Source organism: Paracoccus isoporae, from assembly GCF_900101865.1.
Lineage (GTDB): Bacteria > Pseudomonadota > Alphaproteobacteria > Rhodobacterales > Rhodobacteraceae > Paracoccus > Paracoccus isoporae.
Window position 1 is genome coordinate 346,953 of record NZ_FNAH01000001.1, and the last position, 23,668, is coordinate 370,620.

The window sequence follows — 23,668 nt, forward strand, 5'->3', positions numbered from 1 at the left end:
GTGCCGGATCCGGGCCTGATCATCTTCTGGGTGGTCGCAGCGATGGGAGCCTGGATCCAGACCACCACCGGATTTGCGCTCGGGCTGATCCTGATGGGTGTGACCGGGGCGCTCGGCCTGATGCCGGTGCCACAGGCGGCGGCGATTACCTCGATGCTGGTCATCCTGCATGGCAGTTTCGTGCTGCGCCGCAGCCTGCGCGAGGCTGATCGCCCGGCGCTGATGCTGGTCCTGCTGGGCGCCTGTCCCAGCCTGATCGCGGGGTTTTTCCTGCTGGGCTGGCTGGCCGGGACGGCGATCGGGCTGTTGCAGCTTCTGCTGGGGCTGGTGATCGCGGGTGCTGCGGTCCAGCTCGCCATGCGCCCGACGCAGCGCGCGACCCGCTCCGCGCCGGTGACATTTTTCCTGTCCGGCCTGGCGGGCGGGGTGATGGGCGGGCTGTTCTCGACCACCGGCCCGCCGGTGATCTGGCATCTCTATCGCCAGCCCATGCCGCTTGCGGCGCTGCGTGCGACGCTGCTGCTGCTGTTCTTCGCCACCCAGATCCTGCGCAGCCTGCTTGTCATCTCCACCGGTGGATTCGACACTGCGCTGCTCATCAGTGCGGCGGGCGCGGCCCCGGCGGTGCTGTTCGGCACCTGGGTCGCGCGGCGCTTTCCTCGCCGTTCGAGACCGCCACGATCCGCAAATTCGCCCTCATCCTGCTGTTTCTGTCGGGGACGTCGCTGATCGTCTCCGCCATCGGCAGGCTGGCCTAACCCCCTCATCCCGCCTATCCTTTTGCCCGAGAACGACAAGGGAGTCCCGGATGACGAACTGCATATTGATCGGCGCCCCGATGGATGAGGGGCAGCGCCGCGCGGGCTGCCTGATGGGTCCGGCCGCCTATCGCGTGGCCGGGCTGGCCGAAGTGCTGCGCGCGCTTGGCCACACGGTCGAGGATCAGGGCGACGCGACACCTGCCGCCCTAGGCGAAGAGACCCATGCGAACGAGGCCATTCATCACTTGCCCGAGGTGATCGGCTGGACCAATGCGCTGGCGGCCGCCGCGCGCGATGCCATGCCGCGCGGCATGCCGATCTTTCTGGGCGGGGATCATGCGCTGGCGCTTGGCACCCTGTCCGGGGTCGCCGCCCATGCGAAGGCCGTGGGCCGCCCGCTTTTCGTGATCTGGCTGGACGCGCATAGCGACTTCCACACACCCGCCACCACTACCTCCGGCAATCTGCATGGCACGCCGATGGCCTATGCCGCGGGCCGCGCGGGTTTCGCGCCCTTCCCCGATTTTCCGGCCCCGGTGCCGGGCGAGAATATCTGCATGTTCGGCATCCGCAGCGTCGATCCGGCCGAACACGCGATGCTGGAGGAGACCGAGATCACCGTGAACGACATGCGGGTTCTGGACGAGCGCGGGATTGCAGCCCCGCTGAAGGAGTTCCTGGACCAGGTGCAGGCGGCGGACGGGATGCTGCATGTCTCGCTCGACGTGGATTTCCTCGACCCATCCATCGCGCCGGCCGTCGGCACCACCGTGCCGGGCGGCACGACATTTCGCGAGGCGCATCTGGTCTGCGAGATGCTGCATGAATCGGGGCGCGTGACCTCGCTCGACCTGGTCGAGCTGAACCCGTTCCTCGATGATCGCGGCCGGACCGCGAAGCTGATGGTCGATCTGGTCGGCTCGATGATGGGGCAGAAGGTGTTCGACCGCCGCACCCGCAGCTATTGATCCGCGCCGCCTGAACGGGCGGTGCGCAGCGCGGCGATCCCGAAACCCGGGCCGAGCACCAGCAGCAGGAAAGTCGCTTGCCAGCCGATTGCCGCGGCGACAACCGGGGTGATCTGCACCGTAAGGATGGTCAGCGCGAATCCGAGCGCCGTCTGCAAGGCCATCAGGCTGCCCGCCAGATGCGGCGGCGCGTGATCCGCGATCAGCGCCGAGAACTGGGCGCTGTCCGGGATGATCGCAGCGCCCCATAACAGCAGCAGCCCGGCAACCAGCCAGACCTCGCCGCCAAACGACGCGGCGCTGAGCAGCCCGGCCGTCCCGGACAGGATCAGCGCCGTGGCCGCAATGCGGGACTTGCCCCAGCGGTCGGCCATGCGCCCGGCGGGCACACAACACAGCGCCCCGAGCGCGATTGCGCAGAACGCCGTCAGCGCGGCAAGCGCCGCCGCCTCCGCGTCTGGCAATCGCTTGGCATAGCTGGCGGCAGCGAAGGCCCCGATCCAGGACCAGAAGGCGTAAAGCTCCCACATATGGCCCAGATAGCCGCCCGTCGCGGCGCGGATATTGCGGTCGGTCCAGATCAGGCGGATGGCGCGGATATCGAAGCCGCGCGCGCGGGCGTGATGCGGGCCGAGGCGCAGGAACAGCGCCATCAGCGCCGCCAGCAGCGACGCGATGCCGGTGGCAGCGATCACCACGCGCCAATCCGTGCCGCCCAGATAGCTGACGAGATGCGGCAGGGCCGAACCCATCGTCAGGGCCCCGACCAGCAGCCCCACCAGATAGCCCCGGTCGCGCAGCCCCCAGCCGACCATGATCTTCATCCCGACCGGATAGATGCCCGCGAACCCCATTCCGGCCAGAAAGCGCAGCAGGACGGAGGCCGGGCTGCCCGGCGGCAGGACCAGAAGCGTCAGCGTAAGCGCCGCGTTCAGCAGCGCCGAGACGGCCAGCACCCGCCTCGGGTCGATGCGGTCCGCGATGCCGGTGACGGCCACGCCAAGCGCACCGGCAACGAACCCCGCCTGCACCGCCGAGGACAGCATGGCCTGCATCACCGGCCCGATCTGGCGTTCGCGGGCGATGTCGAGGATCGCCGCACCGGTGGCGAACCAGGGCGACATGCCGCAGATCACCGTGAGGCACAAAAGCAGCGTGGCATTGCGCTTGGTGGCGCGTGCATCCGCACCCTCCGGCTCCTCCATGTCTGTCAATGCCACCCCGACGCTCTGCCATTCAGTTGCCCGGATCGGCTTAGCGCCCGTCCCGGCGCAGGTAAAGCGGGCAGGATGGTGGCACATCCTTGGGGAACGGGGCCCGATCACGGTTGCAATCGCGCGACGCTCGGCCCATCTGTTCCATGACCGCAACCGGAGAGATCGATGTCCAGCAAAGCCACGAAAAGGCTGTCCTTCTACCTGTTGGTCCTGCTGACGCTGTATGCGTCGCTGGCAGGCGCGGCATAGGCGGCGACATGGCCAAGCGTTTCGGTGGACGTTTCTCGCCCGGTCAGCCGGATATGCCCCAGCCCAAGGGGGAGCCGGTCCATCCGCTGGAGTCGCGGGTGAAATGGATCACGATCTCCGCCTCTCCGTTCCTGATGACCGCCTTCTGGCAGGACCCGTTCGGGCTGGTCACGAACCTGGCCGGATTCGGCATCGTCGCCATTGGCGGGCTGCTGACCCGCGAGGGGTTGCAGGCCGAGGCGTCCTATGACGCGCGGCGCGTCGCGCGCCGTCCGGCCTGGCCGCGCAAGCTGTTCGGCGGGGTCGCGACCGGGCTTGGTCTGGCGGTCGGGGCAGCCGAACCATCTGCCTTTGCCGGTGCCGGGCTGATCGGCGTCGCGGGGGCAGTGCTGCATTACCTGTCCTTCGGCGGCGACCCGATGCGCGACAAGGGCATGGAAGGGATCGATCCGTTCCAGCAGGACCGGGTAGCGCGCGTCGTGGCCGAGGGCGAGGACTACCTGGCCGGGATGCTCGACGCGATCCGCCGCACGGGCGATCGGCGGCTGGAGGCGCGGGTGCAGGTCTTCGCCGAGACCGCGCGCGAGCTGTTCCGCCGGGTCGAGGAGGATCCCGGTGATCTGACCGCCGCGCGGCGCTATCTGGGCGTCTATCTGATGGGCGCGCGCGATGCGACGGTGAAGTTCGCGGATCTCTACGCCCATACCAAGGATGCCTCGGCCCGCGACGATTACGAGAAGCTGCTGAGCGATCTGGAAGGGAATTTCGCCGCCCGGACCCGCTCGCTGATCGAAGGCGGCCGGGCAGATTTCGATATCGAGATGCAGGTCTTGCGCGACCGGCTGGCACGGGAAGGCGTCCGCACGCGGGAACCGGCATCCCCGGCCCTGGAGGACCGTCGCGGCCATGATCTGACCGATCTGATCCGGGACACCGTCAAGGCGGGGCGCAAGCGGGACTGATGCCGCGCTACGCCTTCCGGGTCGAATATGACGGCGCGCCCTTCGCCGGCTGGCAGGCGCAGGCGGGTCAGCCGAGCGTGCAGGCCGCGATCGAGGCGGCGCTTGGCCGGCTGGATGCGGGCTTCGCCGAGGGTGCGCGAATCGCGGCAGCCGGGCGGACGGATGCGGGCGTTCACGCCACGGGCCAGGTCTTTCACGCCGATCTGGCGCGAGACTGGCCGCCCTTCCGCCTGGGAGAGGCGCTGAACTGGCATCTGAAGCCGGATCCGGTCGCCATCACCGCGGTCGCGGAGGTCGGTGACGATTTTCATGCCCGCTTCTCCGCGCTCGAACGGCGCTATGCCTTTCGGCTCGTGGCACGCCGCGCGCCGGTGGTCGCGGATCGCGGGCAGGTGTGGCAGGTGCTGCGGCCGCTCGATGCCGATGCGATGCGCGACGCCGCGCGGCATCTTCTCGGCCAGCATGATTTCACCACCTTCCGCAGCACGATGTGCCAGGCGAAATCGCCGGTAAAGACGCTGGACGAGATCGTCATCGACGAACTGCCCTATCCCGCCGGGCAGGAGATCCGGTTCCAGCTTCGCGCGCGCAGCTTTCTGCACAATCAGGTGCGCAGCATCGTGGGCACGCTGGAACGGGTCGGTGCGGGGGCCTGGGCGCCCGAGCGGGTGCGCGACGCGCTCGACGCACGGGACCGCGCGGCTTGCGGGCCGGTCTGCCCGCCGCAGGGTCTGTCCCTGACCGGCGTGGGCTACGCGACCGATCCATTCGCGTGATGCGGCGGCGCGGTCAGATCGCGCCGCGCGGCATCGGCAGGTCGCCGCGATTATAGGGCTTCCAATCCGCGATATCGGGATAAAATTGCCGCCGCCATGCCCGCACGCGGGGATTCATGCGCCGCCGCCACAAGGGCGGGATCATCGCCAGGAACGTCATCGCCGGATAGCCCATCGGCAGTTGCGGCGCCTCATCCACGGAATAGGTCTGGAGAAGCGGGAAACGCCGGTCGGGCTTGTAGTGGTGGTCCGAATGCCGCTGAAGATTGATGAGCAGCCAGTTCGTCGCCTTGTGCGCCGCGTTCCAGCTATGCCGGGGCAGGACATGCTCGTATTTCCCATTGCCCAGATGGCGCCGGGTCAGACCGTAATGTTCGACATAATTCGTCAGCTCAAGCTGCCAGATCGCGACGAAGGCCTGCCAGACGAACAGCAGCACCCCCTGCCAGCCGCCAAGCAGCAAGGCGAGGCCCAGCATCCCCGCCTGCAATGCGCCATAGCGCCAGAACGGGTTGCGCCGGTCGGTGACCGGCCGTCCGGCGCGGGCTAGCCGGTTGCGCTCGGCGCGCCACGCACTTGCCGGCCCCTCTGAAAGAACCCGCCAGAAGAAGCGGTAAAAGCCTTCATTGTAGCGGGCCGAGACGGCGTCGCGCGGTGTCGCCACCCAGGAATGATGGACCAGCAGATGCTCGGTGCGGAAATGCGAATACAGCGTAGAGGCGAGGAGCAGATCGCCCAGCCAGCGCTCCCAGCCCGGCCGCTGATGGAGCAGCTCGTGGGCATAGACCATGCCGATCGTGCCGCTGGCGACGCCCAGCCCGAAGAACAGGCCAAGCTGTTCCCAGCCTGACAGGCCGGACCGGGTGGCGTAATAGATCAGGCCGAAGATCAGGCAGAACTGCACCGGAAACCAGACCACCGTGACGGCGCGATACCAGAACAGCGCCTCCACCCCGGTCTCGGTGTCGGGGTTTGACTGATCCAGCCCCAGCACCAGATCCAGCCCGGTCACCAGATACCACGCATATGCTGGCATCAACCCCCACCACCAGCCCCCCATCGCGGCGGCCAGCACCGCCAGCGGCACGAGGCCGAGCGACATCCAGAAGGGCAGCGCGTGGCGAAAATCCGGGTCCATGCCCCATCCTATAGCGAAGCGATCGCTTTCGCGGAAGCGCGGCAAGGGCGGATCACGGCGCTGCGGCCGCGCCCGCCCGGATCAGGCCCGCACAAGCGCGTCATAGGCGTCCGAGACCTCTCGGGTGATCTGCCCGACCTGGTAATGGTGATCACCGATCTGGCCCACCGGCGTGATTTCGGCCGCGGAACCGGTCAGCCAGCATTCGCTGAACTCGTCCAGCTCCTCGGGCCGAATCCGGCGTTCATGCACGGTGTAGCCCATCTTCTTCAGCATGCCGATCACCGTCTGGCGGGTGATGCCGTTCAGGAAGCGGTCGGCCATCGGCGTGTGCACCTCGCCATCCTTGATGAAGAAGATATTCGCCCCCGTCGCCTCGGCCACGTAGCCTTCCCAGTCATAGAACAGCGCGTCAGAACAGCCTTTCGCCTCGGCCGCATGTTTGGACATGGTGCAGATCATGTAGAGCCCGGCGGCCTTGGCGGCGGTCGGGATGGTCTCTGGGTCGGGGCGTTTCCACTTGCTGATGTCCAGCTTCGCCCCCTGCCATTTCGCATCGCCGTAATAGCTGCCCCATTCCCAGGCCGTGACCGCCACGCTGATCGGGTTGCGCCGCGCCGAGACGCCCATATCCGGCCCGGAGGCCCTGAACGCCACCGCGCGGAGATAGGCGTTGGTCAGCCCGTTCGCCTTCAGCACGGCCTCTTTCGCCGCGTCCAGTTCTTCTGCGGAATAGGGCACCGGCATGTCCAGCAGCCGCCCCGATTCGATCAGCCGCAGCGAATGGTCGTGGCTCTTGAAGATCTTGCCGTCATAGCAGCGCTCCCCCTCGAACACGGAGGAGGCGTAATGCAGCGCATGGGTGAGCACGTGGATCGTGGCATCACGCCACTCCACCAACTCGCCATTCATCCAGATCTTGCCGTCGCGGTCGTCATAGGCACCTTCCATGCGCATCCCCACTGCTTGCCTTTCGGAAAATTGCGACAAGATGCAAAATGGAGTTTTATTCTTGCGCAACTATGGCGATTTTCTAGCAATTCATTCTTGGAAAGTCAACAAGGCTGACTTAAAATATGGGCTGAACGAGCGGGGGGCACGGGATGAAGAACCCAACGGCAAATCCGGTGATCGGCCAGGGGGCGGAAAACCTGCTGTTCCTCACCGATGAGCAGATCCGGGGCGGGATCGAGGCGTTCTTCTTTGCCTATCGTGCCTTCACCTCCGATCCCGACGAAATCCTGGAGGGGATGGATTACGGTCGTGCCCATCACCGCGCCATGCATTTCATCGCCCGCAAGCCCGGCCTGACCGTGTCCGATCTGCTGGATATTCTGGGCGTGACGAAGCAGTCGCTGAACCGGGTGCTGCGCACGCTTCTGAAAGACGGGCTGGTCGAATCCCGCGTGGGTCAACGCGACCGGCGCGAACGGCAATTGTTTCTGTCCGAAACCGGCGCTGCGCTGGAAAAGCGGCTGTCCGAGGCGCAGCGCGCCCGCGTCCGTGCGGCCTATCGTGCGGCGGGTCCGCAAGCCGTGGCCGGGTTCCGGCAAGTGCTCGAGGCGATGATGGACGAGGCCGGGGCGCGCCGGTTCCGCGAGATGCGCCGCCAGGATGCCGCGGAATGAGCGAGGCGGCGCATATCCTGGTCGTTGATGATGACGAACGGATCCGCAGCCTGTTGCGCAGGTTCCTGGTCAAGAACGGCTATCTCGTCTCCACCGCGCATGATGCCAGCCATGCGCGCAAGATCCTGCGGGGGCTGGAGTTCGACCTGATCGTGCTGGATGTGATGATGCCGGGCGAGGACGGTGTCGGGCTGACGCGGGATCTGCGCAAGCGTCTTGCCACGCCGATCCTGCTGCTGACCGCGCTTGGCGACACCAGCGAGCGGATCGCGGGGCTGGAGGCGGGGGCGGATGACTACCTGCCAAAACCCTTCGAGCCGCGCGAGTTGCTGCTGCGCATCGCCGCCATTCTGCGCCGGGTTCCGCAAGCCCAGCCGGCCGGGCCGAAATACATGACGATGGGGCTGCTGCGCTATGACACCGAGCGCGGACAGCTTTTCGATGGTGACGCCCATATCCACCTGACCGGGACCGAAGCCGCGCTGCTGCGCCGGCTGGCCGAAACGCCGGGAGAGCCGGTCAGCCGCACCGATCTGACGCTGGATCTGGGCCGCACCCCGTCCGATGACGGCGAAAGCTCGGACCGGGCGATAGACGTGCAGATCACCCGGCTGCGCCGCAAGATCGAACGCGATCCGAAGGAGCCGCGCTATCTGCAGACGGTGCGCGGGGCGGGATACATGCTGCTGCCCGACTGATCCGGCGCCTAGCCGCTTCGCGCGGCCGAGCGGCGGGCGTCGGTGGCGATATTGGCGCGCAGTTCGAGCAGCGCGATATGACGCCGCAGCGCGTCACGCTCCGCCTCGTCCTCGATCTGCTCGAGCACCGCGCGCTTGGCCTCGACCTCCTTGCGCAGGCGGAACTCCTCCGGCAGGAAGCCGGTATCCGCCATGATCCGATGCATCACGTCATCGGACTTTTCGCGCAGCCTCGCCCGGTCCAAGGGCCTGCCCTCTCCGGCCAGCCCGCGCAATTCGCCCCTGGCCTCGGCTTCGTCGATCCGGCGTTGGGCGATGCGTTCAAACCAGTGCACTACATGGCTTTCAACTGGGCCAGAGCGGCATGGATCCGGGCCAGGTCCTGGTCCAGATCGGCAAGCTTCTGGCGGGTTTCCTCGATCACCTCGAAATCGGCGTTCTCGACAAATCTGGGGTTGTCGAGCCGCTTGCGCAACCCGTCCGCATCCTTGCTGGTCTTGGCCGCGTTCTTTTCCAGCCGCGCCGTCTCGGCCGCCACGTCGATCACGTCACCAATCGGCAGCGCGAAGGACGCCCCTCCAGCCGACACCGCGAGCATGCCATTGCCGCCTTTGCCCTCCTGCGGCGGGTTGACCCGCGCCAGCCGCTCGATCAGCGGCGCGTTGGCGGCAAGGGCCGCGCGGGCCGGCGCATCCGCCTCGGTCACGATGAGGTCGAGCCGCGCGCCAGCGGGAACCCCCATCTGCGCGCGGGCCGAGCGGATATTCTCGATAAGCTGGATGACCCAGTTCATCTGCCGGTCGGCATCCTCGTCGATCACGTCGCGGCCGAATTCGGGCCAGTCGGCATGGATCAGCATGCTGTCCCGATCGCCGGTCAGCGACCACAGCTCCTCGGTCACGAAGGGCATGATCGGATGCAGCAGCGTATAGCACTGATCGAGCACCCAGCCCATCGTGGCGCGCGTCTCCTCGGCGTGCTCGCTGTCGAAAAGCGGCTTGGCGAATTCGACATACCAGTCGCAGACCTTGCCCCAGACGAAGGCGTAAAGCCCGGAGGCCGCCTCGTTGAACCGGAACCCCTGCAAGGCCTCATCGGTGGCGGCGGTGGCCCGCGCCACCTCACCGATGATCCAGCGATTGACGGTGTGACGCGGGTTGGGGCGGTCGCCGCCGCCGCGCACCCCGTTCATCTCGGCAAAGCGGGTGGCGTTCCAGATCTTGGTGACGAAATTCCGGTTGGCCTCGACATGCTTGGGCCCCAGCTTCGGGTCACGCCCCATCGCCGCCATGCTGGTCAGGGTAAAGCGCAGCGCGTCCGCACCGTATTCGTCCACCAGCGTCAGCGGATCGATGACATTGCCCTTGGATTTGGACATCTTCGCGCCTTTTTCGTCGCGCACCAACCCGTGGACATAGACGGTGTGGAAGGGCACGTCGCCCACCACCTCAAGCTGCATCATCATCATCCGGGCAACCCAGAAGAAAATTATGTCGAACCCGGTCACGAGCACGTCGGTCGGGAAATATTTCCGCATCTCCGCCGTGGCGTCCGGCCAGCCGAGCGTGCCGATGGGCCAGAGGCCGGAGGAGAACCATGTGTCCAGCACATCAGGGTCGCGCCAGACCGGGTAGACCAGCTTGGTGGGATCCTGCGAGAGGTTGTAATCCGCCAGACCGCGGCTGAACGCCTCGATCGCCGCGTCGCGATCGGCCACCTCGATCACGCGGGCGATCTCCAGCGGCTGCGGCAGCCCGGCGATGTCGTCGCGGAAGCGTTCTGCCACCTCGTCGAAACTGGCCGCTGCGTGATGGTAATCACCCCGTTGCACGAGCCCGTCGGACAGCAGCGCGAACAGCTCGACCTCATCGAGCGCACCGTCGCCTTCATCATCGGTGAAGCCGCGGCTCTCCAGATCCAGCCCGTACCAGACCGGGATCTGGTGCCCCCACCAGAGCTGGCGCGAGATCGTCCAGGGCTCGATATTCTCCAGCCAGTGTTCATAGACCTTGCGATGCTGATCGGGCAGGATCTGGGTCCGGCCATCGCGCACGGCGTCGAGCGCCGGGCCGACGATCCGCGCCGTATCGACGAACCACTGATTGGTCAGCATCGGCTCGATCACCACGCCGGAGCGGTCGCCGAAGGGCTGCATGATCTTCTTGTTCTCGACGACCGGCGCGCCCTCGGCATCGGTGACGGCGAGGCCTTCCCCGGTGATGTCCGCGATCACCTGCGTGCGGGCCTCGAACCGATCCAGCCCGCGCAGATGATCGGGAACGAGGTTCACATTGGATACATCGCCCACATCCTCGCCTTGCGCGGCGCGGCTGGCAATTGCGGCGCTCTCCGCATATGACAACCCGTCTTCACGCATCGCGCCCTTGGTGTCCATCAGTGCATAAAGCGGGATGTTGTTGCGGGTCGCGACGCCGTAATCGTTGAAATCATGCGCCCCGGTGATCTTCACCGCGCCCGAGCCGAAATCCGGGTCGGGGTAGTCGTCGGTGATGATCGGGATCAGGCGGCGATGTTCCTTCGGCCCGACCGGGATTTCGCAGAGCTTGCCGACAATGGGGGCATAGCGCGCATCGTCAGGGTGCACGGCCACCGCACCATCGCCCAGCATCGTCTCGGGCCGGGTCGTGGCGATGGAGATATAGTCGCGGGTCTCGCGCAGGGTGATATTGCCGTCTGCGTCGCGCTCGACATATTCATAGGTCTCGCCACCGGCGAGCGGATACTTGAAATGCCACATATGGCCGGGAACCTCGCGGTTCTCGACCTCCAGATCCGAAATCGCGGTCTCGAAATGCGGATCCCAGTTCACCAGCCGCTTGCCGCGATAGATGATGGCCTTGTTGTAGAGATCGACGAACACGCGCAGCACGGCATCGTGGAAATTCCCGCCCTGCCCCTCTGGCGCGCCCGGTGCGCCGGACATGGTGAAGGCATTGCGCGACCAGTCACAGGATGTCCCCAGCCGGCGAAGCTGGTTGACGATCGTGTCGCCGGATTCCTGCTTCCACTGCCAGACCTTCTCGACGAAGGCGTCGCGACCGATTTCACGCCGGCCCGGCTCCTGCCGTTCGGCCATCCGGCGTTCGACGACCATCTGCGTGGCGATCCCGGCATGGTCCTGCCCCGGCTGCCACAGCACGTCGAAGCCGCGCATCCGGTGCCAGCGGACAAGGATGTCGGGCAGCGTATTGTCGAGCGCGTGACCGATATGAAGGCTGCCGGTCACGTTGGGGGGCGGCATCAGCACCGAGAACGTCTCTGCCCCCGGCTTGGCATTGGCACCGGCGGCGAAGGCGTTGATCCTGTCCCATTCGGCGCTGATGCGGGCCTCGGCACTGGCGGCATCGAATGTCTTGTCCATGCTCATCGTGATCCCCTGATCTTTGCCGGTTGTCCTAGCCCGTTCGCGCGGCAAGGCCAAGACCGGGAACCGATGCCGTGGCGAGCGTGTTGGCCCGCGAGCATTCAGCCGGACCCAGATGACCGAGACATTCGACCTCGCCCGCGCCCGCGTCGCCGCGATCCTGAACCTGAAATCCGGCCGCGGCAACGGCGACGGGCTGGGGCAGCAGCTCCAGGACCGCCTCGCGCCGCGCTGCGCCAGCTTTCGTGCAGTCCGGGTCGAAAAGGGGCAGGATCTGATCCGCCTGGCGACCGACCTGAACACCGATCACGACCTGATCATCGCGGCAGGCGGCGACGGCACGCAGGCGGCAGTGGCCCAGGCCCTGGCCGATGCAGAGCTGCCGGCGGTGATGGGCGTCATCCCGGGCGGCACGTTCAATTACTTCGCACGCGATCTGAATGTGGGCGAAACCCCGGACGAGGCCATCGAGACGCTGTTGAATGCGCGGGTCGAGCGGGTCTCGGTCGGGGATATGAACGGCAAGGTGTTCCTGAACAATATCAGCCTCGGCGCCTATCCCGAGATCCTTGAACGGCGGGAAAACTTCTACAAGCGCTGGGGCCGCAGACGCGTGCTCGCCTATTGGGCCACGCTGCGCAGCCTGATGGATCTGCGTCACCCGCTGCTGCTGACCGCCACGGTGGATGGCGAGGAGCGCCGCTTCCGCACCGCCCTGGCCTTCGTGGCCCAAAGCGAGACCCAGTTGGAAAGCTTCGGGCTGGAAGCGGCCGACGAGGTGCGGCGCGACCGGCTGCCGCTCTTCATCGCCAAGGCAGAGCGGGCCCTGCCGCTCGTCGGCGCGGCGCTGCGGCTGGCATTGGGGCGGATGTCGCGCGGCGAGGATTTCGAGCTGATCGTATCGGATCACTTCATCATCGACACGGACCGGCCGACGCGCCATGTCGCCCATGACGGCGAACGCTCGCGCGTCCCCGCGCCGCTGAAACTGAGCATCCGCAAGGATGCGCTTCGCGTTCTCGTGCCCGCCCGCGCGGCCAACCCGGCCGCCGAGGGAGATCCGGCGTGATGCGACTCGCCCTCTTGGCCGATCTGCATATCGGGATGCATCGCGCGCATCTGGTCCAGCCGCTGCTGGATGCCATCGCCACGGCAAGACCCGACAATCTCGTCATCGCCGGTGATCTGGTGCAGAGAGCGCGGCGCGGGTTGTTCGCGGAGGCGCAGGCGCTGCTCGACCGGACCGGCGTGCCATGGCTCTGCGTGCCGGGCAATCACGACATTCCCCTGCTGGATCTGCCAGGACGGCTGCTCTCGCCTTTCCGCGCCTATCAGCGCGCCGTGCAGGGCCCGCGCGAGCCGCTGCTGGAACTGCCGGGGCTGAAGATCATCGGCGTGAACTCGACCTTTCCCTATCGCTGGCGCAACGGGCGTATCACGCAGCGCCAGATCGACCGGGTGCGCCACCTGTCGCGCAGCGGGCCGGTCATGGTGGTGCAGCATCACCCGATCAGCCTGCTTCCCGGCGAGACGAAGGAGCTGATGCTGAACGCCGAGGCTGCGCGCGCCGCCTATGACGCCGCCGGTGTATCGCTGGTGCTGACCGGGCATCTGCATCAGTTCAACATCGCAGGGTCTGTATCGGGCATGACCCAGATCCACGCCGGATCGGTGCTGTGCGACCGCCCCGAGGATCCGCCGAACGAATTCGCCTTGCTGGACATAGAGGGCGATGTTTTCACCCTTACCCGGATGATCGCCGCGTCAGACGGGGCGGGGTTCATTGCCCAACCGCCGATCCAACTGCCCAAAAAACGTTGAGCCTCCGACTGGATGCCTCGCCCAACAGAGGGCCAGCATCCGACCGCGGGCTGACACTGCCTGCATTTCCACGATGCGCTTTATGGTGCATCCCCTCAGAAAGGCTGTTCAGCGCGGATGGGTGACGAAGCGTCCGCCCTCGCGGGTGGTCGGACGCTGGCCCGGCGGTGTTGCGCACCTTGTCCCGGGCCGGTTGACCGCTCCAAGGCGCGGCGATGTCCGACCCGGAACTACACCGGACTTTCGGATCAACCCAGCCCCAGCACATCCATCATGTCGTACTCGCCCGGCCCCTGATCCTGCCCCCAGATCGCCGCGCGCAGCGCGCCGCGGGCAAAGATCGCCCGGTCGGTCGCCAGATGGCGCAGCACCAGCCGCTCTCCCTGCCCCGCGAAAATCACGTCGTGCTCGCCCACCACATCGCCTCCGCGAATGGCGGAAAAGCCGATGCTGCCCGGCTGCCGCTCGCCCGTCATCCCTTCGCGCGCGGGGCTGCGCAGCGCATCGAGGCTGGCGCCGCGCCCCACGGCCGCGGCCTCGCCCAGCATCAGCGCGGTGCCGGAGGGGGCATCGACCTTGTGACGGTGATGCGCCTCGACCACCTCGATATCCCAATCCTCGCCAAGTGCCGCGGCGACCTTGCGGGTCAGCCCCATCAGCAGGTTGACCCCAAGGCTCATATTCCCTGCCCGGATGATCGGCGCGTGGCGTGCGGCGCGCGAGATTGCGCCCAGATCTTCCGGCGACAGCCCGGTCGTGCCGATCACATGCACCGCGCGGGCCTGCGCGGCCAGTTCGGCAAACGCGACCGTGGCCTCCGGCGTGGTGAAGTCGATCACCGCCTGCGCCCGCGCAACAGCCGTCACCGCGTCGTCGCTGACCAGCACACCGCTGGCCTGACCGCCCATCGCCTCGCCCAGATCCCGGCCCAGCCAGTCGCTGCCCGGCCGCTCGATCGCGCCGACCAGCCGGACCTCGTCCGATGCGCTGACCACGCGCACCAGCATCTGGCCCATGCGTCCCGAGACGCCCGTGATGACGATGCCCGGCTTTTCCATCTCTGCCTCCTACAGCTCTCCCGTTTCGCTTAGTCCATTGCGGGGCGCGGCCCAACCCCCTACATCTGCGGGCATGGCACAGAACCGCTTCCATACCGGCCCCGGCCCCTCGCAGCGCCAGCTTCGCGTGGGCGAGCTGATCCGCCACCGCCTGTCCGAATTGCTGCTGCGGGCGGAGGTGCATGATCCCGATCTGAACCGGCATTCGATCACCGTGGGCGAGGTGCGCGCTTCGCCGGACCTGAAGGTTGCGACCGCCTTCGTGATGCCGCTTGGCGGGAACGAGGCCGACGTCGCCCTTGACGCGCTGCGCCGCAATTCCCGCGAACTGCGCCATCTGGTCGCCAAGGGTCTGAACCTGAAATACGCGCCCGAACTGCGGTTCCAGTTGGACGAAACCTACGATCGCATGGACGACACGCGCCGCATCTTCGCCGATGAGCGTGTGCGCCGTGATGTCGAGTCGGGGCTGGATGACGACGATCTGGACTAGGGCGGTCAGCCGGCTGGGCATGCTGGCAGGCGCGGTCCTGGCCCTGAGCCTGCCCGCGCGCGGCGCCGAGTGCAGCCGGATCACCCATGCCGGTCAGGGCTATTCGGTCTGCACGGTTTCGGCGGCGGAGGAGCCGCGTCTCGGTCTGTGGATCGACGACGCCAGGGGCCGCAAGCTGGGCGGGTTCAGCAGCCTGCGCAGCGCATTGCCCGACGGGCAATCACTGGTCTTCGCGATGAATGCCGGGATGTTCCACCGCGATTACGAGCCGGTGGGGCTGTATAAATCCGGCGATGACCTGCGCGGCCGGCTGGTCACGGGCGGGGGCGGCGGAAATTTCGGGTTGTTGCCGAACGGGGTGTTCTGCGCAGGCGGCGCCAGCCCGTTCCGGGTCTATGAAACCGGGGCGTTTGCCGCGGCGCAGCCACAATGTCGCCTGGCCACGCAATCCGGCCCGATGCTGGTGATCGAGGGCGAATTGCATCCCCGCTTCCTGGTCGATTCCGACAGCCGCTATATCCGGAACGGCGTGGGCGTGTCGGCAGAAGGCGACACCGCGTGGTTCGCGATTTCCGACCGGCCTGTGACATTCCACGAATTCGGCAGGTTCTATCGCGACGGGCTGGGGGCGCGGAACGCGCTTTATTTCGACGGCTCGATCTCACGCCTCCACGCGCCATCGCTGAACCGCTCGGATTTCGGCTGGCCGATGGGCCCGATCATCGGGCTGGTTGACGGCGGCTGAGACGGGCGCTATCCGCGCAGCCTTCTGAGCGAGGGACATGATGGCACGCAAGAAGGGCCGCGCGATTTCCGGCTGGCTGATCGTCGACAAACCCGCGGGCATTGGCTCCACCGATGTGGTGGGCAAGGTCAGATGGGCGCTGGATGCGAAGAAGGCGGGCCATGCGGGCACGCTGGATCCCGACGCGACGGGAGTGCTGGCCATCGCGCTCGGCGAGGCGACCAAGACCGTGCCGCTGCTGACCGAGGCGCTGAAAGCCTATGATTTCACCGTCACCTGGGGGGCAGAGACCGCGACTGACGACGCCACGGGCGAGGTGCTGCGCCGCGCCGACAGCCGACCCGATCCTGCGGCGATCCGCAAGGCTCTGCCCGGCTTTACCGGCGACATCATGCAGGTGCCGCCGGCATTCTCGGCCGTGAAGGTCAGCGGAGAGCGCGCTTACGACCTCGCCCGTGACGGCGCCGCGCCGGAACTGGCGGCGAGGCCGCTCTATGTCGACGAATTGTCGCTGATCGAGGCGCGCGCCGATGATGCCGATCTGCACATGGTCTGCGGCAAGGGCGGCTATGTCCGCGCCATTGCCCGCGATCTGGGGCGCGAGCTGGGCTGCCTCGGCCATGTCGCGCGCCTGCGGCGGGTGTGGTCCGGCCCGTTCGATGCCACCGACGCCGTGCCCTTCGACCTGATCGACCGGGGCAGCCAGGCGGCGCTCGAATCCCGCCTGCTGCCGATCCACTCGGCCCTGACCGGCCTGCCGGAGATGCAGGCGACCGAACAGGGTGCGCTACGCATTCGCAACGGCAATCCCGGCCAGGTGCTGGGAATGGCGCAATATGGCGAAATGGTCTGGGTCAGCCACACGGGCCGCGCCATCTGCATCGGCCGCTATCTGGGCGGCGAGGTGCAGCCGGACCGCGTGTTCAACCTGTGAGCGCGGCGATGCAGATACGTCCCGAACGCCCCGGCGATGCGGCGGATATCGCCACGCTGACGACCACGGCCTTTGCACAGGCCGAACACAGCAGCGGCACCGAGGCGGCGATCATCGCTCGACTGCGGGATGCGGATGCGCTGCTGCTTTCGCTCGTCGCGGTCACGCAGGGCAGGATCGTCGGCCATGTCGCGTTTTCACCCGTCACGATCGACGGCGAGGATCGTGGCTGGATCGGCCTCGGCCCCGTCTCTGTCGCGCCGGAACGGCAGCGCGCCGGCATCGGCTCTGCCCTGATCCGCGAGGGGTTGAACAGAATGCGCGCCGCCGGTCGAAAGGGATGCGTCCTGCTCGGCGATCCGCGATATTATCAGCGCTTCGGCTTTCGGCCCCAGCCGGGTCTGGTCCTGCCGAACATGCCGCCGGACTATTTCGTGGCGCTGCCCTTTGGTGGCGATGTGCCGGCGGGAGAGGTCGCCTTCCATTCCGCATTCGGCTGATTTGCCGAAAGCTGGCACCCCACCGCCAGCATCTCAGAATGCGACCGATCCATCCCCGGCACGCCTGGCCCCGCGATAGGGGCCGTGACCCGCCGCGTCGATCCGCGCGATGGCCTGGCCGATCTCCTCGTGGATCACCCGCATCTGCCAGGCGGTTGCGTGGATCATCCGCCCGTCACCGCAGGCCATGGCCACGTGACCCGGCCAGAACAGCAGGTCGCCGCGCAGCGCCTCCTCCACCGGCTGGAACGCCGCCTCCTGCAGATCCGCGTCGCCGGGACAGGCGATCCCGCAGCCATGCAGCGCCGCCTGCATCAGCCCGGAGCAATCGATCCCGCCGCGCGAATTTCCGCCCCACAGATAGGGCGTGCCGATGAGCGATTCCGCCAGCGCGACCGGATCGGTCGCGAATTCGTCAGAGATGGCTTGCTGCGGCACCCAGCCGCCAGTCCCCAGCCGCGCAAATCCATCGCGCATCTCGACCACCGACAGCCGGGCATTCAGTGACAATGCCCCGGACTCGCGCTGTTTCATGTCGGGCGCGGGATAGAGATGCGTGGCCGGCACGCTGACGCGATGCGTGATGGCGGGGCGTTGGGCCGACAGCGCCGTCTCTTCGATCCAGCCGCAATAGCCGTCCCGTGCGGCCTGCACGAAGGCCCAGCCCCCGCGCCGCTCGATCACCGTCACATCGGCACCGAAATTCAGTTGCCGGTCCCGCGCGCCGCCCGGCGCCACAAGCAACTCGGCCAGCGGCGCAGTGATGCGCGCCGGGGTGCCATCGGTGAAGGCGGGCCGGTCGAGCGTGCCACGCAGCGAGGACAGCGCCACCCGATCCGTGGCCGGGGTGATGCGCCGGTCGCTCATCGCGCGAGCAGCTCCGGCAAGGCAGCGAGCAGCGCCCGCGCGCCCTGCTGGACACCGCCCTGCGTCCGCCCCGGCGCGGCCGATGGCTGCCAGCCGTAAATGTCGAAATGCGCGTAATGCGCCGCGCCTGCCGCGAATCGGCGCAGGAACAGCGCGGCCGTCACCGATCCCGCCATGCCGCCAGCGGGGGCGTTGTCGAGATCCGCGATGCCGGGCTCGATCATCGCCTCATAGGGCGCCCAGAACGGCATCCGCCAGACCGGGTCACATTGCGCCAGCCCGGCCGCCTGGATGGCCGCGGCCGCGGCATCGTCATCGCAGTAGAAAGGCGGCAGATCGGGACCGAGCGCCACGCGCGCCGCGCCGGTCAGCGTCGCCATGGTCACGAGCCAGTCCGGCTCCGCCTCTGCTCCATAGGCCATCGCGTCGGCCAGAACCAACCGGCCCTCTGCATCGGTGTTGTTGACCTCGACCGTCAGCCCTTTGCGGCTTGTCAGGATATCGCCGGGCCGGAAGGCCGCGCCGCTGATCGCATTCTCGACGGCGGGGATCAGCACCCGCAGGCGCATCCCCTCCGCCGCCCCGGTCGCGACCAGCATCTGCGCAAGCCCGAGCACGGTTGCCGCGCCGCCCATATCCTTTTTCATCAGCTTCATGCCAGCGGCAGGTTTGATGTCCAGCCCGCCCGTATCGAAACAGACCCCCTTGCCCACCAGCGTGAGCGCCGGCCCCGACTCGCCCCGGCGCAGCTCGATCAGCCTGGGTGCCTGCGCAGAGGCCCGGCCCACCGCGTGGATCATCGGGAAATTCCGGTCCAGCAGATCGTCGCCCGCGATCACCTCCACCGCGAAGCCATGCCGCCCCGCCAGGGCCCGCGCCGCCTCTTCGAGCGCGTCCGGCCCCATGTCGCTGGCCGGAGTGTTGATGAGGTCGCGGGTCAGGAACTCCGCCTCGGCCATGGCGATCAGCCGTGGGGCATCCACCCCCTCGGGCGGCACCAGCCGCGCCTTCGCGCCGTCGGCCTTGCGGTACCGGCCGAACGCATATTGCGCGAGCAGCCAGGCGAGCGCCGCCTCGCTGCGGTCGACGCCGTCCGGCCATGTCTCGATGCGCCATGCGCCTTCGGGCAGGGCCACGGCGGCCTTGGCGAGGAAGAAGCGCTCTCGCCCGGCCTTGCCATCCGGCTTGCCCATGCCGAACAGCGCCCCGGCGAGACCGCCCGAGCCGTCCGACAGCAGGCAAAGCTGGCCTGCAGATCCGTCGAACCCGCACGCCTCGGCCCAGCCGCGCGCCGCGCCATCAAGCGCACCCGGCAATTCGTCCCGCACCAGCCAGAGTGGCTTGGCATCGGCATCTGAGGCTGCGAATTCTGCGGTCATGGCGTCCCCGGCGCTGTGTCGGCCGGCAGAATGTCACCACGGCGCATGACCCGCAAGGCGATGTCAGACGCCGTCCCAGATCTCCGACAGGGAGCGGTTGGCGACCCTGACCGTGCGGGCCAGCGTCGCGTCCAGCGCGACCGCGTCCTGACGATCGGCACAATGCGCCACATCATCAGCCACCCGCGACAGCGAAACCAGACCCACCTGGCAGGCCAGACGCGACAGGCGCCGCGCCTTTGCCACCGTGCGCGCGCTGTCGCCTTCGCGCGCCACGCGCTGCAACGTCCGCACCGCCAGCGCCATCTGTTCCAGCGCCATCTGGATCAGACCCTTCGCCGCGATCTCGCCCAGCTCATCCACGATATTCTGCACACGTCCGGTATCGACGCGCACCCGCTCGGCCATGCCGAGGGCTGCCAGTTCACCCATCACATCACTCCACACTCGTGTCCCCACACGCAGCGGCAATCTGGCACGCGAGAGTTATCAAATCCTTAAACGGCGGATCAAAAATTGCTCGAATTATGGCCGGTCCCGTCCTATCAGGGAGCCGACACCAGAGGGATGCCCGATGCAAAACGCCAAGCTATTGCCGCAGTATCTCGTCAGCCGCTACACCGGCTGGCGCGCTACCACCTTCGCCGAGAACCAGGCGTGGTATACGCGCCTTGCCGAAGACGGGCAGCGGCCGCGCGCGATGGTGATTTCCTGCTGCGATTCGCGGGTGCATGTGACATCGATCTTCGGGGCGGATACGGGCGAGTTCTTCATTCACCGCAACATCGCCAATCTCGTCCCGCCCTATACGCCGGACGGCAAGCAGCACGGCACGTCGGCGGCGGTGGAATATGCCGTGAATGCGCTCAAAGTGTCCCATCTCATCATCATGGGCCACACCAAGTGCGGCGGCGTGGCCGGGTGTCACGCCATGTGCTCGGGCCAGGCGCCGGATCTGGAGGAGGATTCGAGCTTCGTGGGTCGCTGGATGGACATCTTGCGCCCCGGCTATGACCGGGTGGCGGATCTGCCCGCGCCCGAACAGGTGCCCGCACTGGAGCGCGAGGCGGTGATGATCTCGCTGGAGAACCTGATGGGCTTTCCCTTCGTGCGCGAGGCGGTCGAGGCGGGGCGGCTGACCCTGCATGGCCTGATCCATGACATCGGGGACGGCACGCTGTTCCAGCTCGATGGCAGCAACGGAAAATTCCAGCCCGTGTGATGAAACGCTTTACCGCCGGGATCTGGGTGCTGGTTCTGGGCTATACGCTCAGCCAGTTCTACCGTGCCTTCATGGCGGTGCTGAGCCCGGTTCTGCGGCAGGAGCTGGGCGCGGGCCCCGGCGATCTGGCGGTCTCATCCGGTGTCTGGTTCTTCGCCTTCGCGGCCATGCAGATCCCCGTCGGCGGCTGGCTCGACCGGTTCGGTCCGCGGCGGACCGCGGCGGGGCTGATGCTGGTTGCTGCGGCGGGGGCGGCGGTGTTTGCGATGGCGCAGAGCGCGTGGCATCTGCATCTGTCGATGGCGCTGATCGGCATCGGCTGCTCTCCGGCGCTGATGGCAGCCTATTTCATCTTCGCGCGGGAGTATTCGCCGCGCGAGTTCGGCACGCTGGCCGGGATGTTCGTGGCCGTGGGTGCGCTCGGCAATATTCTTTCGGCGGCACCGCTCGAAGCCTTTGCGCAGGCCATCGGGTGGCGCGCGGCGATGTGGGTGATGATGGCCGTGACACTCGGCGTGGCGGTGGCGGAATACATGGTCGTCCGCGATCCCGCGAAGCTCGATCACCGCCACCCCATCGGCCGGCTTGCCGATATCCTGCGGCTGCGCGCGCTTTGGTTCATCCTGCCGCTGTTTTCGGTGAACTACGCGGCCTCCGCCGCCATTCGCGGGCTGTGGGCCGGCCCTTATCTGGAGGAGGTGTTCGGCGCCAGCGGTGACATGATCGGCATAGCGACGCTGCTGATGGGCCTCGCCATGATCGCCGGCAATTCCATCGCCGGGCCGATCACCCGGATTGTGGGGTCGGTGCGCCGCACGATCCTGATCGGGACCACCGGCACCATCGTCGTCATCGCAGCCCTGTGGCTGTTCACCGCCAACAGTATCGTGCTGTCCATCGCACTGCTGACGCTGGTCGGGTTCTCCGGCGCGTCCTATGTGCTGCTGATCGCGCATGGCCGCGCCTTTCTGCCCAACCATCTGGTGGGGCGCGGTGTCACCTTCCTGAACATGTTCTCCATCGGCGGAACCGGCGCGCTGCAATTCGCCTCCCGCCCGGTCTATCGCTGGGCGTCGGAGGGCGGCGATCCGGCTGCGGCCTATTCAACGCTGTTCCTGTTCTTTACCATTCCGCTGGTGGTCGGGCTGTTCCTTTATGTCCGGACGCAGGAGGCACCGCATGACTGAGCCGAGCCAGATCGAGGTCGTCGCCCCGAACCTCAAGCGCCGCCTGTCCGGCGTGACGGCGACGGTGGTGCGGCTGCTCCCGGTTCAATCGAAGATGATCGGCATCGTGGCGACAGGGCCGGGACTGCCCGGCGATCTGCCGCATATTTCGCTGTCCCGAGCTGCAAGCCTGCCCCGCTCACGTTGGCGGGTTTGGCATGCACGGCGCAATACGGAGATGGCGCTCGGGCTGATCTTCCGGCGCCTGCTGCGGCGGCGCTATCGGCTGCTGTTCACCTCGGCCGCGCAGCGTCATCATACCGGCTTCACACGCTGGCTGATCCGTCAGCAGGACGCGCTGATCGCCACCTCGCCCCAGGCGGCCTCCTATCTGGAGCGCGAGGCGACGGTGATCCTGCACGGCGTCGATACCGGGATCTTCCGGCCGGCGGAGGACAGATCGGCGCTGCGCCGCGAACTCGGCCTCGATCCCGATGCGGTACTGATCGGCTGTTTCGGGCGCGTCCGGGCGCAGAAGGGCGTGGATCTTCTGGTCCGTGCGGCGCTGCGGCTGTTCCCGGATCATCCCAAAGCGCGACTGATCTTCACCGGCCGGATCACCAAGGAGAACGAAGCATTCGCGGAGGCGCTGCTGGCCGAGGCAGAGGCCGCCGGATTGCGGGACAGGATCAGCTTTCTGGGCGAATTGCCCTGGGACGAGGTGGTCCGGCATTACCAGGCGCTTGACCTGTTTGCAGCGCCTGCCAGGTGGGAAGGGTTCGGCCTGACCCCGCTGGAGGCGATGGCCTGCGGGGTGCCCACCGTGGCCGCCCGTGTCGGGGCTTACGAGACGCTGATCCGGGACGGCGTGACCGGCAGCCTGGTTCCGGCGGACGATCTGGATGCGCTGACCGCGGCATTGCGGCACTGGCTGGAGGACGAAGCAGGGCGGCAGGCGGCGGGGCTGGCGGCCCGGCGGCATGTCACCGAGAACCATGCCATCGAAGGCGAGGCGCGGGCCATCGTCGACGTCTATCGCAGGCTGCTGTCGTGACTCCGCTGCGCTTTTATATTGCCAGGCTGATGGGCAATGACGACATGCTCTCGAGCCTGTCGGTCCCGCGGGACGAGCTTCTCGGGACACTTCGCGGCAAGTCGGTCGCGCTTGTAGGCAATGCCCGCGCTCTGTCAGGCGGCACGCAGGGGGCGGAGATCGACGACCATGACCGGGTGGTGCGGATCAACCTCGCGCCCATGCCATCCCCGGAGAGCCATGGCCGCCGGACCGACTGGCTGGGTCTGGCGACCCGCCTGCCCCGCTCCGAACGGGCACGGATCGACCCCGCGCGCATCCTGTGGATGTCGCATAAGCGCAAGCGGCTCGATCATCGCAGCGCGCATACGGACGGGTTCTATCTTCACCCGCGCGCTGATTACGACGCGCTGCGCGACACGCTTGGCGCGCAACCCACGACGGGGGCGATGCTGATCGAGCTGCTGCTGCGCTCCGAGCTGGCGCGGCTGGATCTCTACGGCTTCGACTTCTTCGCCTCGAAATCGCTGTCGGGCAGTCGGTCGGCCGAGCAGGTGCCGCATGATTTCACCGGAGAGGCCGACTGGGTGAACCGCCTGCGTCAGCGCGATCCGCGGCTCAAGCTGCACCCGCCCGGCTGACCGCTCCGGCGGTGTCGTCTCGCCAGC

At 67.3% G+C, this 23,668-nt stretch carries 25 protein-coding genes; 16 read left to right on the top strand and 9 right to left on the bottom strand.

Annotated elements, in window-relative coordinates:
- Both BLT73_RS01700 and rocF read left to right on the top strand, forming a co-directional pair.
- The gene (locus tag BLT73_RS01700; protein WP_090520280.1) at positions 1 to 729 is read left to right on the top strand and encodes a TSUP family transporter; all 729 of its coding nucleotides are present in this window, start codon (positions 1 to 3) and stop codon (positions 727 to 729) included.
- Between the two features lie 79 nt (positions 730 to 808).
- A complete protein-coding gene (gene rocF, locus BLT73_RS01705; protein ID WP_090520282.1) occupies positions 809 to 1,729 on the top strand; it encodes an arginase in 921 nt (306 codons plus the stop codon).
- Here rocF and BLT73_RS01710 read toward each other — a convergent pair.
- Positions 1,723 to 2,949 (bottom strand): MFS transporter, encoded by a 1,227-nt coding sequence (locus BLT73_RS01710; protein ID WP_245726904.1) that lies wholly within the window; start codon positions 2,947 to 2,949, stop codon positions 1,723 to 1,725. The two genes, rocF and BLT73_RS01710, sit on opposite strands and share 7 nt — an antisense overlap.
- A 254-nt stretch (positions 2,950 to 3,203) precedes the next feature.
- Between BLT73_RS01710 and BLT73_RS01715 the strand changes: the two genes are divergently transcribed.
- Positions 3,204 to 4,157, top strand: coding sequence for a 5-bromo-4-chloroindolyl phosphate hydrolysis family protein (locus BLT73_RS01715; protein ID WP_090520285.1), 954 nt, complete (start codon positions 3,204 to 3,206; stop codon positions 4,155 to 4,157).
- Positions 4,157 to 4,933 (top strand): tRNA pseudouridine(38-40) synthase TruA, encoded by a 777-nt coding sequence (gene truA / locus BLT73_RS01720; protein ID WP_090520287.1) that lies wholly within the window; start codon positions 4,157 to 4,159, stop codon positions 4,931 to 4,933. The genes BLT73_RS01715 and truA overlap by 1 nt, the downstream gene beginning before the upstream one ends.
- Before the next feature lie 13 nt (positions 4,934 to 4,946).
- On the opposite strand, the gene BLT73_RS01725 is transcribed toward truA, so the two are convergent.
- Positions 4,947 to 6,071 (bottom strand): alkane 1-monooxygenase, encoded by a 1,125-nt coding sequence (locus BLT73_RS01725; RefSeq protein WP_090520289.1) that lies wholly within the window; start codon positions 6,069 to 6,071, stop codon positions 4,947 to 4,949.
- A gap of 81 nt (positions 6,072 to 6,152) precedes the next feature.
- Entirely contained in the window at positions 6,153 to 7,022 is an 870-nt protein-coding gene (locus BLT73_RS01730; RefSeq protein ID WP_090520924.1) for a branched-chain amino acid aminotransferase, read from the bottom strand.
- Between the two features lie 152 nt (positions 7,023 to 7,174).
- On the opposite strand from BLT73_RS01730, the gene BLT73_RS01735 reads away from it, so the two are divergent.
- Positions 7,175 to 7,699: a MarR family winged helix-turn-helix transcriptional regulator gene (locus BLT73_RS01735; RefSeq protein ID WP_090520291.1), complete on the top strand. Its 525-nt coding sequence runs from the start codon at positions 7,175 to 7,177 to the stop codon at positions 7,697 to 7,699.
- Positions 7,696 to 8,397: a response regulator gene (locus BLT73_RS01740; protein WP_090520293.1), complete on the top strand. Its 702-nt coding sequence runs from the start codon at positions 7,696 to 7,698 to the stop codon at positions 8,395 to 8,397. Before BLT73_RS01735 ends, BLT73_RS01740 begins: the two co-directional genes overlap by 4 nt.
- Before the next feature lie 8 nt (positions 8,398 to 8,405).
- Here the strand turns inward: BLT73_RS01740 and BLT73_RS01745 are convergent, their stop codons facing one another.
- Both BLT73_RS01745 and BLT73_RS01750 read right to left on the bottom strand, forming a co-directional pair.
- Positions 8,406 to 8,732 carry a DnaJ family domain-containing protein gene (locus tag BLT73_RS01745; RefSeq protein WP_176804843.1) on the bottom strand — a complete coding sequence of 109 codons (327 nt, stop codon included), beginning with the start codon at positions 8,730 to 8,732 and terminating at the stop codon, positions 8,406 to 8,408.
- Entirely contained in the window at positions 8,732 to 11,785 is a 3,054-nt protein-coding gene (locus BLT73_RS01750) for a valine--tRNA ligase (RefSeq protein ID WP_090520297.1), read from the bottom strand. The genes BLT73_RS01745 and BLT73_RS01750 overlap by 1 nt, the downstream gene beginning before the upstream one ends.
- A 112-nt stretch (positions 11,786 to 11,897) precedes the next feature.
- On the opposite strand from BLT73_RS01750, the gene BLT73_RS01755 reads away from it, so the two are divergent.
- Together BLT73_RS01755 and BLT73_RS01760 are read left to right on the top strand one after the other, a co-directional pair.
- Entirely contained in the window at positions 11,898 to 12,851 is a 954-nt protein-coding gene (locus tag BLT73_RS01755) for a diacylglycerol/lipid kinase family protein (RefSeq protein WP_090520298.1), read from the top strand.
- Positions 12,851 to 13,603, top strand: a complete 753-nt coding sequence (locus tag BLT73_RS01760; RefSeq protein ID WP_090520301.1) for a metallophosphoesterase family protein — start codon at positions 12,851 to 12,853, stop codon at positions 13,601 to 13,603. Before BLT73_RS01755 ends, BLT73_RS01760 begins: the two co-directional genes overlap by 1 nt.
- A gap of 248 nt (positions 13,604 to 13,851) precedes the next feature.
- On the opposite strand, the gene dapB is transcribed toward BLT73_RS01760, so the two are convergent.
- On the bottom strand, positions 13,852 to 14,661 hold the full coding sequence (gene dapB / locus BLT73_RS01765; RefSeq protein WP_090520303.1) for a 4-hydroxy-tetrahydrodipicolinate reductase: 810 nt from the start codon (positions 14,659 to 14,661) through the stop codon (positions 13,852 to 13,854).
- Positions 14,662 to 14,734: 73 nt separating this feature from the next.
- On the opposite strand from dapB, the gene rbfA reads away from it, so the two are divergent.
- Genes rbfA through BLT73_RS01785 form a run of 4 tightly spaced genes read left to right on the top strand, consistent with a single transcriptional unit; the run spans position 14,735 to position 17,333 of the window.
- Positions 14,735 to 15,154 (top strand): 30S ribosome-binding factor RbfA, encoded by a 420-nt coding sequence (rbfA, locus tag BLT73_RS01770; protein ID WP_090520305.1) that lies wholly within the window; start codon positions 14,735 to 14,737, stop codon positions 15,152 to 15,154.
- Positions 15,144 to 15,899, top strand: a complete 756-nt coding sequence (locus tag BLT73_RS01775) for a phosphodiester glycosidase family protein (protein WP_425438799.1) — start codon at positions 15,144 to 15,146, stop codon at positions 15,897 to 15,899. Before rbfA ends, BLT73_RS01775 begins: the two co-directional genes overlap by 11 nt.
- 40 nt (positions 15,900 to 15,939) lie before the next feature.
- On the top strand, positions 15,940 to 16,833 hold the full coding sequence (gene truB, locus BLT73_RS01780) for a tRNA pseudouridine(55) synthase TruB (protein WP_090520927.1): 894 nt from the start codon (positions 15,940 to 15,942) through the stop codon (positions 16,831 to 16,833).
- Positions 16,834 to 16,841: 8 nt separating this feature from the next.
- On the top strand, positions 16,842 to 17,333 hold the full coding sequence (locus BLT73_RS01785) for a GNAT family N-acetyltransferase (protein WP_090520310.1): 492 nt from the start codon (positions 16,842 to 16,844) through the stop codon (positions 17,331 to 17,333).
- Between the two features lie 33 nt (positions 17,334 to 17,366).
- On the opposite strand, the gene BLT73_RS01790 is transcribed toward BLT73_RS01785, so the two are convergent.
- The 3 genes from BLT73_RS01790 to BLT73_RS01800 all read right to left on the bottom strand — a co-directional run bounded on the left by BLT73_RS01790 (position 17,367) and on the right by BLT73_RS01800 (position 20,011).
- Complete coding sequence (locus BLT73_RS01790) at positions 17,367 to 18,200, bottom strand: C40 family peptidase (RefSeq protein ID WP_090520312.1); 834 nt, start codon at positions 18,198 to 18,200, stop codon at positions 17,367 to 17,369.
- The gene (locus tag BLT73_RS01795; RefSeq protein WP_090520314.1) at positions 18,197 to 19,579 is read right to left on the bottom strand and encodes a leucyl aminopeptidase family protein; all 1,383 of its coding nucleotides are present in this window, start codon (positions 19,577 to 19,579) and stop codon (positions 18,197 to 18,199) included. Before BLT73_RS01795 ends, BLT73_RS01790 begins: the two co-directional genes overlap by 4 nt.
- 63 nt (positions 19,580 to 19,642) lie before the next feature.
- Complete coding sequence (locus BLT73_RS01800) at positions 19,643 to 20,011, bottom strand: hypothetical protein (protein WP_090520317.1); 369 nt, start codon at positions 20,009 to 20,011, stop codon at positions 19,643 to 19,645.
- Positions 20,012 to 20,153: 142 nt separating this feature from the next.
- On the opposite strand from BLT73_RS01800, the gene BLT73_RS01805 reads away from it, so the two are divergent.
- The 4 genes from BLT73_RS01805 to BLT73_RS01820 are packed head-to-tail and all read left to right on the top strand — an operon-like array spanning position 20,154 to position 23,641.
- Positions 20,154 to 20,801 (top strand): carbonic anhydrase, encoded by a 648-nt coding sequence (locus tag BLT73_RS01805; protein WP_090520319.1) that lies wholly within the window; start codon positions 20,154 to 20,156, stop codon positions 20,799 to 20,801.
- Positions 20,801 to 21,988, top strand: a complete 1,188-nt coding sequence (locus BLT73_RS01810) for an MFS transporter (protein WP_090520321.1) — start codon at positions 20,801 to 20,803, stop codon at positions 21,986 to 21,988. Before BLT73_RS01805 ends, BLT73_RS01810 begins: the two co-directional genes overlap by 1 nt.
- Positions 21,981 to 23,021: a glycosyltransferase family 4 protein gene (locus BLT73_RS01815; RefSeq protein WP_090520323.1), complete on the top strand. Its 1,041-nt coding sequence runs from the start codon at positions 21,981 to 21,983 to the stop codon at positions 23,019 to 23,021. Before BLT73_RS01810 ends, BLT73_RS01815 begins: the two co-directional genes overlap by 8 nt.
- The gene (locus BLT73_RS01820; protein WP_090520324.1) at positions 23,018 to 23,641 is read left to right on the top strand and encodes a glycosyltransferase family 29 protein; all 624 of its coding nucleotides are present in this window, start codon (positions 23,018 to 23,020) and stop codon (positions 23,639 to 23,641) included. Before BLT73_RS01815 ends, BLT73_RS01820 begins: the two co-directional genes overlap by 4 nt.
- Positions 23,642 to 23,668: the final 27 nt, after the last annotated feature.

Bases quoted from the DNA above. Each gene is read 5' to 3' on its own strand.
- rocF (WP_090520282.1), top strand. From the start codon at position 809: ATGACGAACTGCATATTGATCGGCGCCCCGATGGATGAGGGGCAGCGC.
- BLT73_RS01715 (WP_090520285.1), top strand. From the start codon at position 3,204: ATGGCCAAGCGTTTCGGTGGACGTTTCTCGCCCGGTCAGCCGGATATG.
- truA (WP_090520287.1), top strand. From the start codon at position 4,157: ATGCCGCGCTACGCCTTCCGGGTCGAATATGACGGCGCGCCCTTCGCC.
- BLT73_RS01725 (WP_090520289.1), bottom strand. From the start codon at position 6,071: ATGGACCCGGATTTTCGCCACGCGCTGCCCTTCTGGATGTCGCTCGGC.
- BLT73_RS01730 (WP_090520924.1), bottom strand. From the start codon at position 7,022: ATGGAAGGTGCCTATGACGACCGCGACGGCAAGATCTGGATGAATGGC.
- BLT73_RS01735 (WP_090520291.1), top strand. From the start codon at position 7,175: ATGAAGAACCCAACGGCAAATCCGGTGATCGGCCAGGGGGCGGAAAAC.
- BLT73_RS01740 (WP_090520293.1), top strand. From the start codon at position 7,696: ATGAGCGAGGCGGCGCATATCCTGGTCGTTGATGATGACGAACGGATC.
- BLT73_RS01750 (WP_090520297.1), bottom strand. From the start codon at position 11,785: ATGAGCATGGACAAGACATTCGATGCCGCCAGTGCCGAGGCCCGCATC.
- BLT73_RS01755 (WP_090520298.1), top strand. From the start codon at position 11,898: ATGACCGAGACATTCGACCTCGCCCGCGCCCGCGTCGCCGCGATCCTG.
- BLT73_RS01760 (WP_090520301.1), top strand. From the start codon at position 12,851: ATGCGACTCGCCCTCTTGGCCGATCTGCATATCGGGATGCATCGCGCG.
- dapB (WP_090520303.1), bottom strand. From the start codon at position 14,661: ATGGAAAAGCCGGGCATCGTCATCACGGGCGTCTCGGGACGCATGGGC.
- rbfA (WP_090520305.1), top strand. From the start codon at position 14,735: ATGGCACAGAACCGCTTCCATACCGGCCCCGGCCCCTCGCAGCGCCAG.
- truB (WP_090520927.1), top strand. From the start codon at position 15,940: ATGGCACGCAAGAAGGGCCGCGCGATTTCCGGCTGGCTGATCGTCGAC.
- BLT73_RS01785 (WP_090520310.1), top strand. From the start codon at position 16,842: ATGCAGATACGTCCCGAACGCCCCGGCGATGCGGCGGATATCGCCACG.
- BLT73_RS01790 (WP_090520312.1), bottom strand. From the start codon at position 18,200: ATGAGCGACCGGCGCATCACCCCGGCCACGGATCGGGTGGCGCTGTCC.
- BLT73_RS01795 (WP_090520314.1), bottom strand. From the start codon at position 19,579: ATGACCGCAGAATTCGCAGCCTCAGATGCCGATGCCAAGCCACTCTGG.
- BLT73_RS01800 (WP_090520317.1), bottom strand. From the start codon at position 20,011: ATGGGTGAACTGGCAGCCCTCGGCATGGCCGAGCGGGTGCGCGTCGAT.
- BLT73_RS01805 (WP_090520319.1), top strand. From the start codon at position 20,154: ATGCAAAACGCCAAGCTATTGCCGCAGTATCTCGTCAGCCGCTACACC.
- BLT73_RS01810 (WP_090520321.1), top strand. From the start codon at position 20,801: ATGAAACGCTTTACCGCCGGGATCTGGGTGCTGGTTCTGGGCTATACG.
- BLT73_RS01815 (WP_090520323.1), top strand. From the start codon at position 21,981: ATGACTGAGCCGAGCCAGATCGAGGTCGTCGCCCCGAACCTCAAGCGC.